At 61.9% G+C, this 15,099-nt stretch carries 15 protein-coding genes; 12 read left to right on the top strand and 3 right to left on the bottom strand.

Annotated features, from left to right (window positions below; translation table 11 throughout):
- Window positions 1-174: 174 nt before the first annotated feature.
- Both AC1RMD_RS29730 and AC1RMD_RS29725 read right to left on the bottom strand, forming a co-directional pair.
- Window positions 175-384, bottom strand: a complete 210-nt coding sequence (locus AC1RMD_RS29730) for a DUF4287 domain-containing protein (protein ID WP_492932214.1) — start codon at window positions 382-384, stop codon at window positions 175-177.
- A 189-nt stretch (window positions 385-573) separates the two neighbouring features.
- Window positions 574-2,199 carry a hypothetical protein gene (locus tag AC1RMD_RS29725; protein ID WP_492932212.1) on the bottom strand — a complete coding sequence of 542 codons (1,626 nt, stop codon included), beginning with the start codon at window positions 2,197-2,199 and terminating at the stop codon, window positions 574-576.
- A 79-nt stretch (window positions 2,200-2,278) separates the two neighbouring features.
- On the opposite strand from AC1RMD_RS29725, the gene AC1RMD_RS29720 reads away from it, so the two are divergent.
- Both AC1RMD_RS29720 and AC1RMD_RS29715 read left to right on the top strand, forming a co-directional pair.
- Window positions 2,279-3,040: a serine hydrolase domain-containing protein gene (locus AC1RMD_RS29720; protein ID WP_492932210.1), complete on the top strand. Its 762-nt coding sequence runs from the start codon at window positions 2,279-2,281 to the stop codon at window positions 3,038-3,040.
- Window positions 2,994-3,257 carry a hypothetical protein gene (locus AC1RMD_RS29715; protein ID WP_492932241.1) on the top strand — a complete coding sequence of 88 codons (264 nt, stop codon included), beginning with the start codon at window positions 2,994-2,996 and terminating at the stop codon, window positions 3,255-3,257. Before AC1RMD_RS29720 ends, AC1RMD_RS29715 begins: the two co-directional genes overlap by 47 nt.
- Here AC1RMD_RS29715 and xseA read toward each other — a convergent pair.
- Entirely contained in the window at window positions 3,214-4,584 is a 1,371-nt protein-coding gene (gene xseA, locus AC1RMD_RS29710; RefSeq protein WP_492932208.1) for an exodeoxyribonuclease VII large subunit, read from the bottom strand. The two genes, AC1RMD_RS29715 and xseA, sit on opposite strands and share 44 nt — an antisense overlap.
- 1,359 nt (window positions 4,585-5,943) lie before the next feature.
- Here xseA and AC1RMD_RS29705 point away from each other — a divergent pair.
- From AC1RMD_RS29705 to AC1RMD_RS29660, 10 genes are all read left to right on the top strand, one after another.
- Window positions 5,944-6,549 carry a MotA/TolQ/ExbB proton channel family protein gene (locus tag AC1RMD_RS29705; protein ID WP_492932206.1) on the top strand — a complete coding sequence of 202 codons (606 nt, stop codon included), beginning with the start codon at window positions 5,944-5,946 and terminating at the stop codon, window positions 6,547-6,549.
- A gap of 9 nt (window positions 6,550-6,558) precedes the next feature.
- Entirely contained in the window at window positions 6,559-6,993 is a 435-nt protein-coding gene (locus AC1RMD_RS29700; RefSeq protein ID WP_020705552.1) for an ExbD/TolR family protein, read from the top strand.
- Window positions 6,994-8,085, top strand: coding sequence for a tetraacyldisaccharide 4'-kinase (gene lpxK, locus AC1RMD_RS29695; RefSeq protein ID WP_492932204.1), 1,092 nt, complete (start codon window positions 6,994-6,996; stop codon window positions 8,083-8,085). It abuts the gene before it with no gap.
- Window positions 8,066-8,242: a Trm112 family protein gene (locus AC1RMD_RS29690; RefSeq protein WP_081632595.1), complete on the top strand. Its 177-nt coding sequence runs from the start codon at window positions 8,066-8,068 to the stop codon at window positions 8,240-8,242. The genes lpxK and AC1RMD_RS29690 overlap by 20 nt, the downstream gene beginning before the upstream one ends.
- Window positions 8,243-8,245: 3 nt before the next feature.
- Entirely contained in the window at window positions 8,246-9,004 is a 759-nt protein-coding gene (gene kdsB, locus AC1RMD_RS29685) for a 3-deoxy-manno-octulosonate cytidylyltransferase (RefSeq protein WP_492932202.1), read from the top strand.
- 215 nt (window positions 9,005-9,219) lie between these two features.
- Window positions 9,220-9,876, top strand: a complete 657-nt coding sequence (adk, locus tag AC1RMD_RS29680; protein WP_492932200.1) for an adenylate kinase — start codon at window positions 9,220-9,222, stop codon at window positions 9,874-9,876.
- 180 nt (window positions 9,877-10,056) lie between these two features.
- On the top strand, window positions 10,057-12,303 hold the full coding sequence (locus AC1RMD_RS29675) for a sodium-translocating pyrophosphatase (protein ID WP_492932198.1): 2,247 nt from the start codon (window positions 10,057-10,059) through the stop codon (window positions 12,301-12,303).
- 82 nt (window positions 12,304-12,385) lie between these two features.
- Entirely contained in the window at window positions 12,386-12,880 is a 495-nt protein-coding gene (locus AC1RMD_RS29670) for a hypothetical protein (RefSeq protein ID WP_492932196.1), read from the top strand.
- Window positions 12,881-12,977: 97 nt separating this feature from the next.
- A complete protein-coding gene (locus tag AC1RMD_RS29665) occupies window positions 12,978-13,478 on the top strand; it encodes a hypothetical protein (protein ID WP_492932194.1) in 501 nt (166 codons plus the stop codon).
- 129 nt (window positions 13,479-13,607) lie between these two features.
- Complete coding sequence (locus AC1RMD_RS29660) at window positions 13,608-15,095, top strand: UbiA family prenyltransferase (protein WP_492932192.1); 1,488 nt, start codon at window positions 13,608-13,610, stop codon at window positions 15,093-15,095.
- Window positions 15,096-15,099 lie beyond the last annotated feature (4 nt).

Genomic DNA, 15,099 nt, shown 5'->3' with positions numbered 1-15,099 from the left:
ACTAATGTCAAGTAAATGTGATCCTACGGGACTGGTGTTTGCTTATCTCGCTTTTGATTCATTGTCACTGCACATGAGGTGCGGCCGAAAGCTGGCGAAGCCTGCTGTTGGGCGTCCCCTCGATGGAAGCGGTAGGCATTGCCATGCGGTCTGGGATGGTGGCTTGCTTGGCGGCTATTTCTTGGCTAGGAACCAAGCGACCAAGGCGTTGGCGTGGCCGTGCCCCAGCTGATGCTCGGCTTTGAGCTGGTTGACAAGCTCCATGTGCTTGAGCGGCCCCGCTTGCTTAAGTACCTGCATCCAGTGGGCAATAGGCTTGCCGTACTTTTTCTCGATGGATGGAAAGTAGGAAGCCGGGCCTTTGACCACTTCTTGAGTTGCCATGTTGAATCCTTTCAGTCATGTCAGTTGTTGCTGCAGTGCGGATGGAGCCGTTCAGGCAAGTGGCTCCACTCCAACGACGAGTGCGGGGACTGAGTTTCGACAAGCGTACGCAACTATTTTCTCCACTGCTGGAGAGTGGCATGAACCCTTTGCACCCCACAGCGCATCCGATTTTCTTTATGTCCTTGCTCATTCGCGCAGCAACTGGGACAAGGCTTTGTCGATGTCGATCGCGTAGAACGTTGTGCGCATCTGATACGGCGTCCGGCAGGGCACGACCAGCTTGCCGCCGTCCTTCAGGCCGAACGCCACTTCGTGCCGCGCCAGGCAGGCGTTGGTGATGGCCGGGCCGGTGGCGGCGTCGCCGAATATGGGATGGCCTTCCACGCTGGTCACGTAGCTGTCCTTGTGGATCGATTTGCAGACCGCCATGCCGTCGAGGATGATGCCTTCCGGCGTCTCGGTGGTGCCGCTGCGGCCGGCGCAGTCGTCGACCATCAGCTTGACCACGGCGCGCAGTACCATCCGGTCCCGCAAGGCCTGGCTGGGCGGACGCGGCGTCGCCAGCCCGGTCTTGGGCAGCACCTCGTTCCATTGTTGTTCCATGGTCGCGGTGGAGGTCAGCAATGCCGGCAGCACCTGCGGCTTGCAGGCCGGCGTGTCGCCGCATTCCAACGCCTGCGCGAAGTCGGGCACCTGGCCCTGGCGCAGCTGATGGTAGAAGCGGTCGAAGCGCGCCAGCGCGGTGCCGTGTCCCTGGCGGGCCGCCAGGCCGTAGATGTAGGCCGGCAGGCCGCACAGGTATTCAAGCCGCTGGCCGCCGATCTGGTTCGGCGTCAGCGCGCGCCAGCTTTTGCCTTCGGTGTAGAGGATGCATTCGGCCAGCGCCTTGTCCAGCTGCGCTGCCGCTTCCTGGCGCGTGAGCCAACCCTGCTGCACCGATGTCAGCCAGCGCAGGAACTCGCCGCCGCCTTCGTTGATCAGGCGCGCGTCGGGATAGACGTCGACCGCGTCGCGCAGCTGGAAGCGGTGGCTGAATTCGTGTGACACCAGCAGCGTCAACTTGGATTTTTCGTCCGGTCCCTGCACCTGCGGCCAATTGAACAAGGTCAGACGCAGGATGTTGCTGGCGTCGCCGCCGATATTGGGGCCGCCTGGTTCGCTGGCGGAGATGGCGGCAATCACCGGCCGGGTGAAGCGCGCCAGCGGCAGTTGCCTGCTCAGATAGGCTATCGTGCCGTCGGCCACCTCGCGAATCTGCGCCACCGTCGCCGCCGACAGGCGCGGATCGAAGTAATCCAGCGAGGCCGAAGTCTGCGGCGCCAACATCAGCATGGCTGGCGTGTCGCCGCCGCTGGCGGCGCTGGCGCTTGCCGTGTCGCGGTAGCGCTGGCCGTCCATGACGATGTCCGGCGCCAGGTAGCGGTAGCGCACCGGCCCGCAGCTGTCGGCCAGTGCGTAGTTGGAGCTGTGGACGTACATGCCGCCGGGCGCGGGGAAGGCGCCCGGATAGCCGCTGATTTTTTGCATGGTCGCCGGCACGCGGAAGCGCGCGGTGCAGGCGCCGGCACTCTTCAGCAGATCGCCCTCCGGAATGGCGCAATCGTTTTGCTTCTGCCATGCGGCGCGGATCTCCTGGCCACCGCGTCCGTCCTTGAGGAAGGCGAGGGCGGTGCAATGCTCGGGCAGCGCAAAGCTCACTTCCAGGGTATCGGCGGAGGCCAGTTTGATGTCGACATCGACCGTTGCTGCGTGGGCGGCGAGCGGCAGCAATGCCGCGCCCAGCAGATGCAACCAGATATGCGAATTTTTCATTTTTAGAATTGCGGTGGCGGGGCATGAAAGTATCACAAATGCAACACCGAAACAAGCATGCCGGGCTTACACTCCAGTCATGAAAATCTCATCGCCGATCATTCTTGCCGCGCTGTTGTTGGTGGGCTGCGCCACCGCGCCGCGCCGCGGTCCTGCCATCGATGTCGAGATGCAGCGCCTGATGGCGGCCGCCAAGGTGCCGGGCCTGGCGCTGGCGGTCATCGACCATGGGCAGGTCGTGTATCGCCAGGCGTATGGTTACGCCGACGTGGCCGCAGGCCGGCCGCTGCGCACGGACAGCATCATGTACGGCGCCTCGTTGACCAAGGCCGCCTTTGCCTACATGGTGATGCAGCTGGTGGACGAACAGGTGCTGGCGCTCGATGCGCCGTTGCCGGCCTTGCTGAACATGCCGCTGCCAGATTACCCCGCCTTCGCCGACTTGCGCGACGACCCGCGCTGGCGGCTGCTGACGCCGCGCATGCTGTTGTCCCACACCAGCGGCTTGCTGAACTGGCGCTTCATCAACCCGGACGGCAAGCTCGATTTCAAGTATCCGCCGGGCAGCCGCTATGCGTACTCGGGGGAGGGTTTGCAGATCCTGCAGATCGTGGTGGAGGAGCGCACCGGCAAGCCGCTGCAATCCTTGATGCGAGAGCGCGTGTTCGAACGCTTCGACATGCGCAATACCAGCATGGTGTGGCGCGACGACTTCGCCGGCCGTGAGGTCAGGCACTACGGGCGCGATGGCGCGGTCATCGCCCACCAGCATCGCAGTCGCGCGCGCGCGGCGGGTGTACAACTCGCCGTTGGGACCGGCCTTCTTCAAGGAAGGCAATGACGACGGCACCAACAACTTCGCGCTCGGCTTCCTGCAGCCGCAAAGCGGCGTCGTCATGTTGAGCAACAGCTCCAACGCCGATCGGATGTTCTTCCCTGCGGTGGAACACATATTCGGCTCGACTTGCCTGCCGTGGTTCTGGATGAATTACATCCCTTTTGAGCAGCCGGTTGTCAGTCCGGGCTGCGGCCAGTCGGCTGCACCGCTTCCACATTGACCTGCGCGCTGCCCTCGGCCAGACGCAAATTGAGCGTGCCGCGAGCTTTGATTTGCGCCGGCGAGCGCACGATGGCGCCCTGGTCGTCGGTGACGATCGCGTAGCCGCGCTCCAGCGTGCGCTGGGGATTCAACAGTTCCAGTTGCGAGGACAATGCCGCCAGCGCATCGCGGCGCTGCGCCAGCTGCGTGGAGACGCTCATCGTCACGCGGTGCTGGAAGTCCGACAGTTTCGACCGGGCCGCCGTCACATCCGGCTTGCGCGCGCCGAGCCGGCCGCTCAAGCGGTCCAGTTGAAAGCGCGCCTGCGACAGCGGGGCGCGGTTGGCGTGCGTCATCGCGGTCGACAGCGCCAGCAGCTTCAGGCGCTGCTGGCGGATCTGCGCGCCGGGGCTGAGCAGGCGTCGCGTGTAGTTGTCCAGGTTCTGCGACGCTTCGCCGACGCTGCGCCGCATCGCGCGCCGCAGGTCGATCACGTCGGCGCGCAGCGATGCCATCCAGTCCGCGCGCGGCGTGACGGCCAGTTCGGCGGCGGCGGTGGGCGTGGCCGCGCGCAGGTCGGCGGCGAAATCGCAGATCGTGAAGTCGGTCTCGTGGCCGACGCCGGAGATCACCGGCATGCGGCAGTTGGCCACGGCGTAGGCCACGTCTTCTTCATTGAAGGACCACAGGTCTTCGATGCTGCCGCCGCCTCGGCAGACGATCAGCACATCGCAGTCGTTGCGCAGCGAGGCGGTATCGATGGCGGCGGCGATCTTGTCGCCCGCGCCCTGGCCCTGCACCGGCGTGGGATACAGCACCACGTTCACATGGGGCGCGCGTCGCTTCAGCGCTGTCAGCACGTCGCGCAGCGCAGCGGCCTGCGGGCTGGTGACGATGCCCACCGTGCGCGGGAACAGCGGCAAGGCGCGCTTGCGCTCAGGGTGGAACAGGCCGGCCGCATCCAGCTTCTCCTTGAGCCGCTGAAAGGCTTCGAACAGCGAGCCGACTCCGGCGCGCCGTATCGCTTCCACATTGATCTGGTAATCGCCGCGCGCGCCGTACAAGGTCACCAGCGCCCGCACCTCGACCTTGTCGCCTTCACGCGGAATGAAGCCGGCGTATTGGGCGCGTCCGCGGAACATCACCGCGCGCACCTGGGCCGCATCGTCCTTGAGCGTAAAGTACCAGTGGCCGGAACTGGCCTTGGTGAAGTTGGACACCTCGCCGGATATCCATGTCAGCGGAAAGCTGCGTTCCAGCAGCCGCGCGACCGCCTGGTTGAGCGCGGTGACGCTGATGACAGGGGCGGCGGCAGGGGCGGTGTCGTTACGGTCGTCGAAGTTCATAAAGTTCAAAAATTGAAACTATCCACACTTTGTTATTTTTGTAACACAGCGGTCATAGAGTATCTAAAGCGGTAAGTATTATAGGTAGGTATATGATTTTAAAGGGTAAACATTTCTGCCGTATTTGCGTGCAACAAGGAAAAACCCTTACGGATCAAGCACTTTGCCGCAGCCACCAGCAGTTACGCACAAAGTTATCCACAAAAGATGTGTGAAACTTTTGTGACCGATAGCTATTTTCTTCTTGTCTATTTTGTCATGCTCAAAATTTACGCAGAGCAAGTATATTGTGATAAATCAATGACTTAGATAGTGAGGCAGGGTATTACACACACTTTTATCCACAGAAGATGTGCAAAACTCCCGACTTGCCCCCAGGCGACGTATGGCGGTGAATGAGGGGCAGGCCGGCCTCCGCATCGGCGGCGCGCCAGGCTGGGGATAAAAAAGCGCTTGCTTCATTTTTGCGCAGGGCAATATAAACGATATAAATCAAAGACTTTGCCCACACTGTGCAGCCTTGCTAACAATCTTATCCACACAAAATGTGCAGAAGTGTCCGCTTTCCGGCGATAGGCAGGCGTTATCGGTCGCGGACGGGTTCGGACCGGTGGAAAACCAGCTTTAAGCTATGAAAAGGGGGCAAAAACCGAGGTCTGCACTATTTTTACTCACGGCAAAAATTCCCTTATAAATCAACGGTCTTTCACTATGTGGAAGGCGTTGCTCACAATCTTATCCACATTATGTGTGCAGAAGTCCACAGCCAAATCGGCGCCGACGGCCGGCGTTTTTGGCGGTTTTTGCCTGCGCTTTTTTTACGCATGGTAAAAATATCGTTATAAATCAATGGCTTTGTATACAGTCGGGATCCTTGCTAACAATCTTATCCACATTATTTGTGCAGAACTTGGCCAACCCCAGCCGTTGGCCACTTTTGGTGGCTGAAATTGGTGGAAAGGCAACGCATACGGCGTCGATACGGCCATATGCCAGATTTTTACGCAAGGGTATAAGTTTGATTGAAATCAATGACTTGGATAGTCATGGCGTGCCTTGCACACAATCTTATCAACAGAATATGGGCATAACCGGGCACAACTTTTGCTGAGCAAAAAGCGGGCCTGAGGCCGTCAACTGCGTCATTTTTAAGCTTTGAAATTATCTTCTTTAAAATCAATGGCTTGGATGGGGTGGATGGGCATTGCGCACACAATTGTCCACAGAAAATGTGCAAAACTCTTGATGTTGTACGATGACTTCTTTTCGGCAACAGTTCAGCAGTCATCCACCACTTGCCGAGGACGGCCCAACAAGATACATTGCGCCTTCAGGTATTTATCTAGACAGGAGTTCCTTTTGCTCGCCATCTTACAAGCTGCCGGTTGGCCTATCTGGTTGTTGCTGGTCGCATCGGTCGTTGCGACAGCGCTGATCATCGAACGCTTGCTCTATCTGCGTCGCAGCAAGATCCTGCCGAAAAAGTTGCTGGATGAAGTGGTGCAGGTCTATCGCGGCGGCAATATCACGCCCGACGTGATCGACAAGCTGGAGAAAAGTTCGCCGCTGGGCGTGGTGCTGTCGGCCGCGCTGCGCAACATCGATTCGCCGCGCGACGTGATGAAGGAATCCATCGAGGAGTCCGGCAGCGCCGTGGCCCACACGCTGGAACGCTTCCTGACCACGCTGGGCACCATCGCGACCCTGGCGCCGTTGATGGGCCTGTTCGGCACGGTGGTCGGCATGATCGAGATTTTCGGCGCGCAGAATGCGACCGGCGCCAATCCTGCGCAACTGGCGCACGGTATTTCGGTGGCCTTGTATAACACCGGCTTCGGCCTGGCGATCGCGATGCCGACGCTGGTCTTCTATCGTCACTTCCGCGCGCTGGTGGACAGCTTCGTCATCGAGATGGAACAGCTGGCGGTGAAGTTTGTCGATGTCGTGCACTGCAAGCGCAAGTAAGGACGCCGCATGAATTTCCGCAAAGGCCGGCACCGTGAGGACCCCGAGATCAACCTGATCCCGTTCATCGACGTGCTGCTGGTGATCCTGATCTTCCTGATGGTGAGCACCACCTACAGCAAGTTCACCGAGCTGCAGATCACGTTGCCGACCGCCGACGCGCAGAAGGCGACCGACAAGCCGTTCGAGCTGAACGTGACGGTGGACGCCAAGGGCAACTACACCATCAACGGCGATCCGGTGTCGTTCCACGACGTGGCCGGCTTCGCGCAGGCCATGAAGAACGCTGCCGACAAGGGCGGGGCGGGCGGCAAGTCGCCGGTGGTGATCGTCAACGCCGACCAGTTCGCGATGCACCAGATGGTGATCAACGTGATGGAAGCGGCGCGCATCGCAGGCTACGAAAAGCTGACCTTTGCCGCGCAGACCAGTGCCGCAAAATAAGTGTCCACTTCTTCTCCCTCCAAGTCGTCAGCGCTCGAATCGACGCTGACGCGTAACTGGCTGCGGCGCGGGCCGCTGGCTTGCGCCTTGTGGCCGGTGTCGCTGCTGTTCCGCGCGCTCAGCGGCGTGCGGGCGGCCCTGTTCCGCGCCGGCGTGCTGAAGTCGTCGCGGCTGCCGGTGCCGGTGGTGGTGGTGGGGAATATCTACATCGGCGGCACCGGCAAGACGCCGCTGACGATCTGGCTGGTGCAGGCCCTGCAGGCGGCCGGCATGACGCCCGGCGTGATCTCGCGCGGCCACGGCAGCGACGGCGGCAACGCGCGCGAGGTGACCCAGGCGTCCACGCCGGCGCAGGTCGGCGACGAGCCGCTGCTGATCAAGCAGCGTACCGCCTGCCCGGTGATGGTCGGCCGCGACCGCGCCGCCACCGGCCGCGCGCTGCTGGCCGCCCATCCCGACGTGAACATCCTGCTGACCGACGACGGCTTGCAGCACTACGCCTTGCAACGCGACGTGGAAATCATCCTGTTCGACGGTCGCGGCGCCGGCAACGGCTGGCTGCTGCCGGCCGGCCCGCTGCGGGAGCCGGTTTCGCGCCGGCGCGACTTCACCGTCATCAACACACCACAGTTGAGCCAGCAGCTGGCCGCATCGGTCGGCGCCGCCGCCATGCCGATCCAGATGACGCTGGCCGGCGCCCACGCCGAGCAGCTGCGCGACCGCAACCAGCGCCGCAGCTTCGCCGAGCTGGCCGCAGCCAGCAACGGAGACAAGGGCAGCGCTGGCGCCGGCCTGCGCATGGCCGCCGCCGCCGGCATCGGCAATCCGGCGCGCTTCTTCGGCATGCTGAAGGCAGCCGGCCTGCGCATCACCGAGCTGCCTTTGCCCGACCATCACGACTTCCAGGACCGTCCGTTTGCCGCGCTCGATGCGGACCTGATCTTGATGACCGAGAAGGATGCAGTAAAATGTGCGCAAATTGAAGAACTCAGAGACGATCCGCGACTATGGGTCGTCCCGGTGACGGCGCACCTCGATGGCGCGCTGGCCGAACAAATTGTGGAGAAATGTCGTGGACGCTCGATTGCTTGATATCCTGGTATGCCCGGTCTGCAAAGGCCCCCTGGAGTACGATAAAAAAGCCCAGGAAATGATATGCAAGGGCGACCGCCTGGCCTATCCGATCCGCGACGGCATCCCCATCATGTGGGCCGACGAAGCGCGCACCCTGCAAGACAAGGCGGACTAAGCGGTGTCCTCATTGTCCCCGTTCGTCGTCATCATTCCGGCCCGCCTGGCCTCGACCCGGCTGCCGAACAAGCCGCTGGCCGACCTGGGCGGCAAGCCCATGGTGGTGCGCGTGGCCGAGCGCGCGCAGCAGGCCGGCGCCACCCGCATCATCGTCGCCACCGATCATGAAGACATTCGCGCCGCCTGCGAGCTGCACGGCGTGGAAGTGTGCATGACGCGCGCCGACCATCCGTCCGGCACCGACCGCATCGCCGAAGTGGCGCGCGCGCTGAACCTGCCAGCCGACGCCGTGGTCGTCAACCTGCAAGGCGACGAGCCGCTGATCGACCCGGCGCTGCTGCAGGCCGCCGCCGCGCGCATCAACGCCGACGTGCCGATGTCCACCTGCGCCCACCCGCTGCACGACGCCGCCGACGCCTTCAACCCCAACGTGGTCAAGGTGGTGCTGGACAGGGCCGGCCGGGCCCTGTATTTCTCGCGCGCGACCATACCCTGGAACCGCGACGCCTTTGCGCAGTCTAAATCAACGCTGCCGGATGGTTACCCGCCGCTCCGTCACATCGGACTGTACGCCTACCGCAACGACTTCCTGCAGGCCTACCCGGCGCTGGAGGTGTCGCCGCTGGAAGGTATCGAAGCGCTGGAGCAGTTGCGCGTGCTGTGGCACGGCTATCCGATCGCGGTCCATGTGACCGAATCGGCCCCGGCGGCCGGGGTAGACACGCCGGAAGACCTGGTGCGCGTTCGGCAGTTCTATTGATTTGTATCAAACAGGCGCGTCAGCCAGTAGTCAGTTACAACTGATATAACGAAGACAACGGTGCGATATTCATACGGAATATCTCTCCGTACCCCGGTTTCGCCAGCTAAGAACGGTCAAAGCCGTCACAAATTGGCGTTGAGACGAAGTTTTGTGGTAAGTTTCGTACGATCCGATACCAACTAACCCATCCATATCTGTTTTAGGAATTTTTCATGCGTCTTATTCTTTTAGGAGCACCAGGAGCCGGCAAGGGCACCCAGGCTAATTTCATCAAAGAAAAATATAACATCCCGCAAATTTCCACCGGCGACATGCTGCGCGCCGCGATCAAGGCGGGCACGGAAATGGGCATGGCAGCCAAGAAGGTAATGGATGCTGGCGGGTTGGTATCGGATGACATCATTATCGGCCTGGTCAAGGACCGTCTGGCCGAGCCGGATTGCGCCAATGGTTACCTGTTCGACGGCTTCCCGCGCACCGTGGCGCAAGCCGACGCGATGAAGGACAGCGGCGTGGCGGTCGACTACGTGCTGGAAATCGACGTGCCGGACGCATCGATCATCGAACGCATGGACGGCCGCCGTTGCCATCCGGGTTCGGGCCGTGTCTACCACGTCAAATTCAATCCGCCCAAAGTCGAAGGCCAGGACGATGTCACCGGCGAGCCGCTGGTGCAGCGCGACGACGACAAGGCAGAAACCGTCAAGAAGCGCCTGGACGTTTATCACAACCAGACCGAAGTGCTGCTGAGCTACTACAACAACTGGGCGCAAACCGGTCAGCCGGGCGCGCCGAAGTATCGCCGCATCGTCGGCGTCGGTCCGGTCGAGCAAATTCGCGACAGCGCGTTTGCCGCGCTGGCGGATTAAGCGTTAAAGTAGAGCGGACCGAGTGTCCGCTTTTTTTGCGCCCGACATCGGCTCGATGCCATCCCGTTTTATGAAGTGTTGCAGTTCGCAGGTTTAGTTGGCTGCGCTTGCCTACCCGGCGGGCGTTGGTTTTCTGAAGTGTGGGTTTGTAGGCTCGATCAATAAAAATAAGGGGACACTATGGCAGCTAGTCTTTGGTTTGCAGTGGCGTGCGGCGTTATCGCCGTGATTTACGGCTTATGGTCAAGAAGCTGGATTTTGCGTCAGGACGCGGGCAATGCCCGCATGCAGGAAATTGCCCTGGCCATCCAGGAGGGCGCCGCCGCCTATCTGGCGCGCCAGTACCGCACCATCGCGATCGTCGGCGTGGTGCTGCTCATCCTCATTGCTGCTTTGCTCGACATGAAGACCGCGATCGGCTTCCTGATCGGCGCGGTGCTGTCCGGGGCCTGCGGCTTCATCGGCATGAACGTCTCGGTGCGCGCCAATGTGCGCACGGCGCAGGCGGCCACCAAGGGCATGAACGAGGCGCTCGACGTCGCCTTCAAGGGCGGCGCCATCACCGGCATGCTGGTGGTCGGCCTGGGCCTGCTGGGCGTGGTGCTGTTCTATATGTTCCTGACTGGGACTTCGCCGGGCGCGCCGAATCCGCCGCTCAATCCGCACGATGTGATCAAGCCGCTGATCGGCCTGGCCTTCGGCGCGTCGCTGATTTCGATCTTCGCCCGTCTGGGCGGCGGCATCTTCACCAAGGGCGCGGACGTCGGCGCGGATCTGGTGGGCAAGGTGGAGGCGGGCATCCCCGAGGACGACCCGCGCAACCCGGCGGTGATCGCCGATAACGTCGGCGACAACGTCGGCGATTGCGCCGGCATGGCGGCCGATTTGTTCGAAACCTATGTGGTGACCCTGATCGCCACCATGCTGCTGGGCGCCTTGCTGATCACCTCGGCGCCGACCTCGGCCATCGTCTATCCGCTGCTGCTGGGCGCGGTGTCCATCATCGCCTCCATCGTCGGCTGCTCGATGGTCAAGGCCAAGCCGGGCAAGAAGATCATGTCGGCGCTGTACACCGGCCTGTGGTGGGCGGCCGGCCTGTCGCTGATCGGCTTCGCCGCGGTGACCTGGCAGATCTGGCCGGACGAGGCCATGCGCATGAAGATGATGGGCTGCACCGTGGTCGGCATCGTGCTGACCGGGCTGATGGTCTACATCACCGAGTACTACACCGGCACCGATTTCGCGCCGGTCAAGCATATCGCCGAAGCCTCGACCACCGGCCACGGCACCAACATCATCGCCGGCCTGGGCGTGTCGATGAAATCCACCGCTTACCCGGTATTGGCGGTGTGCGCGGCGATCCTGGTGTCGTACCAGCTGGGCCAGTTGTACGGCGTGGCGATCGCGGCGACCGCGATGCTGTCGATGGCCGGCATCATCGTCGCGCTGGACGCCTATGGTCCGATCACCGACAACGCCGGCGGCATCGCCGAAATGTCGGGCATGCCGGAATCGGTGCGCGCGATCACCGATCCGCTGGACGCGGTGGGCAACACCACCAAGGCCGTCACCAAGGGCTATGCGATCGGCTCGGCCGGCCTGGCCGCGCTGGTGCTGTTCGCCGACTACACGCACGCGCTGGAATCGACCGGCAAGAGCATCACCTTCGACCTGTCGAACCCGATGGTGATCGTCGGCCTGATCATCGGCGGCCTGATTCCCTACCTGTTCGGCGCGATGGCGATGGAGGCCGTGGGCCGCGCCGCCGGCGCCGTGGTGGTGGAAGTGCGCCGCCAGTTCCGCGACATCAAGGGCATCATGGAAGGCACGGCCAAGCCTGAGTACGACAAGGCGGTCGACATGCTGACCGCGTCGGCGATCAAGGAAATGATCATCCCGTCGCTGCTGCCGGTGGTGGTGCCGATCATCGTCGGCATGCTGCTGGGGCCGGCCGCGCTGGGCGGCATGCTGATGGGGACCATCGTCACCGGCCTGTTCGTGGCGATCTCGATGACCACCGGCGGCGGCGCTTGGGACAACGCCAAGAAATACATCGAAGACGGCCACTTCGGCGGCAAGGGTTCGGACGCGCACAAGGCGGCCGTGACCGGCGACACCGTGGGCGATCCGTACAAGGACACGGCCGGTCCGGCGGTCAATCCGCTGATCAAGATCATCAACATCGTGGCCTTGCTGCTGGTGCCATTGCTGCCGGCCTCGGGTTGGCTGGCGGTGTCCGTGTCGCCGCCGGCCGCGGCGTTCACCTTGCCGTCGCCGACGATGTTGGTGTCGCCGAGCGACGCCCTGATGAAGCCGGCCGATGCGCCGCCACCGCCACCGGCCGGAGCGCCGATGACCGAAGGTCCGCCACCGGGCCAGGGCGCGCCAGCCGACCAGCCGCCAGCTGCGCCACCGCCAGGCAAGTAAGCGTTACCAATTGTTTCATTCACTTCCCTCCGGTGCTACACCTGCTATTAATGAAAGGTGTAGCACTTCGCGAGGGGACGCCATGAATATGTTGAAACCGGCGCTGACGCTGGTTTTCCTGCTGGGGATGCTGATCAGTCCCAATGCCTGGGCGCAGGCCGCCGCCCAGGCGCCGGCGTCGGCTGCCGCCAGGATCGCCGCTTCCGCCAGCGCCGAGTTGCGTGAATACGCCAAACTGCCAGTCTGCACGCTGAGTGCCGACGGCCTGCGGCTGGCCGTCGAACCCTGCCGCACCGCGCCGGCGCGCAAGCCAATGCCGCGCCGTGCCGTCACGCAGATCATCCAGAGCATGCCGGTAGTCAAGCCGGCGCCGCAGGTGGCGATGCCCGCCGCGCCGCCATCGCCGTCGCTGCAAACCTTGCTCGATCCGCCCAACGCGCCGAAGGCGCTCAACAACTGCGACCCCACCGGCTGCAACGACGCCAGCGGCGCGCGCATCAACAACGCCGGTCCCGGCGCGGCGATTTCACCCTCCGGCAAGGTCTGCAGTCGCAATGGCGTCTGGTTGCAATGCTAGTGCCTGGCTGGCTTGCCTGTTGTGACAATGTGAGTAACTTTTGTACCCTGTGATCAAGTATCCTGTGTGCTTGTCAATGAATACGGGCCAAGCGCACATGAAGTTCAACTTAGTCGGCCTTGGCGCACTTCTGGTCTGCACGTCGGTCGTTTCCCATGCCGCCGCCGCTGGCGACGTGAGCCCGGTCATGGTCGCCGACAGGTTCGTGGATGCGCTACAGCATCAGCGGTACAAGGACGCGGCGGCGCTGTTCGCGCCGGAGCCAACGCAAAAAGCCGGGACGACCGAGCGTGCCCTGAAGCGCGTCGACGATAGCCTTGGCGGTTTTTCGACGATCCATCCGGTCGCGGCGCTGCCTGACGGGAAAAGCATCAAGTTGGAAGTTCCCCTGCACAAAAATCTCCCGTTCAAAGTCCAGAGGTTTGTTCAAGTCCGCTACGCGTCTACCGCCAGCGACGGGCAGCCGGTGTTTTACGAATTGAACCTTAGCGCCGACAACGCACCGCCGCAGGTCCTGTCGTTCAGGCTGCATCTCCCCGCGACAGATGCCAAGTCAGCCAAACGTGCGTCTCAACTGGTGGCTGTCATCAACCGCTGAGGCGGTGCCGCCGCGTTTCAAGCGCGCACAAAATTGACGGGTTTGTTTGACGCATTCGACATCGGCACCTGACGTCAATGCCATAGTGATAGAGCTGGTTTGTCAAACCCAGGACTATCAAGAACTCCCATGACCATCGACTTGAGCCAAGCGCAAGAAGTCAACGACTTAGCCCAGGCCAACGCAGCCGCCGCTTGTCCATTGGTGGTCGATCTCGACGGCACCTTGACGCCAACCGATACGCTGCTTGAGTCGCTCATTCAGCTCGTCAAGCAATCTCCCGTCAATTTACTGCGCCTGCCTTTCTGGCTATTGAAAGGTCGTGCCGCATTCAAGGAAACGGTCGCATCCCAAACATCGATCTCGGCAGCCCACTTGCCTTATCGCGAGGCCTTTCTGGCGTATCTCTACAACGAAAAAAACCAGGGGCGCCGGATCATCCTGGCCACCGCGGCGCACCGGTCAATCGCCCATGACGTGTCTGACCACCTGGCGTTGTTTGACCAGGTACTTGCGACGGACATGGGCAACAACCTCAAGGGCAACACCAAACTGGCAGCCATCCAGCAAGAGGTCGGAACCGAGTTTGTGTATGCCGGCGACAGTCGCGCGGACATTCCCATCTGGAATGCGGCGCAGGCAGCTGTATTGGTTGGGGCCTCGGTCGGCTTGAGCAAGTCCGTCCGACGCCGTAACACGGTTGAGCAAGAATTCCCCAGGGAGACTATCGGTTTTTCCACATGGGTGAAGGCGCTACGGGTTCACCAGTGGCTGAAGAACCTGCTGTTGTTCGTTCCCTTGCTGACCGCTTTTTCATTCATGGATGGTGCCAAGCTTGCGACCATCGCGATCGCCTTCCTGGCGTTTTCGTTGGCCGCGTCCGCAACGTATGTGGTCAACGATTTATGGGACTTGGAAAGCGACCGGGCGCATCCACGAAAAAAGAATCGCCCGTTTGCCAGCGCCAGGATACCGATACTTGCCGGACTCGCTGTCGCCGGCGGCTTGCTCATCCTGGCGTTTGCGCTGGCGCTGGTGGTCTCCCAGGCCTTCGTTTTCATGTTGCTGTTGTACGTCATTCTGACCAGCACCTACAGCTGGCTGTTCAAGGAATACGTGCTGATAGACGTGATCATGCTGTCCCTTCTTTACACCCTGCGCATCCTGGCCGGCTCCGTGGCCATCGCCGTTGTCACCAGTGCCTGGCTACTGGCCTTTTCGGTGTTCATGTTCTTGAGCCTGGCACTGGTGAAACGCTGCTCTGAACTGATTTCGCTGGAGCAGATGGGGAAGGCAGCCGCCCGTGGCCGCGATTACCGGGTAACGGACTTGGCAGTGTTATCGCCGCTGGGGTTGGCGTCCGCCATGTCCGCGGTCGTTGTGTTCGGGCTTTTCATCAACTCCCCCGATACCCAATCCCGCTACGCGACACCAGATTTACTGTGGCTGGTGGCCATAGGATTGATTTATTGGCTAGGCCGGCTGTGGATCAAGACCTGGCGCGGAGAGATGCACGACGATCCCGTGATCTATGCGATCAAAGACGGTGGAAGCCGGAGCGTCATCATCGTCATGGGTGTCACGATGCTGATCGCACACTTTTTCGTGCTGAACTAGGGGA

It is taken from the genome of Duganella sp. GW822-FHT06D06, from assembly GCF_058799615.1.
Note: the sequence above shows the minus strand (reverse complement) of the source record. Positions and strands in the feature narration are given on the sequence as shown.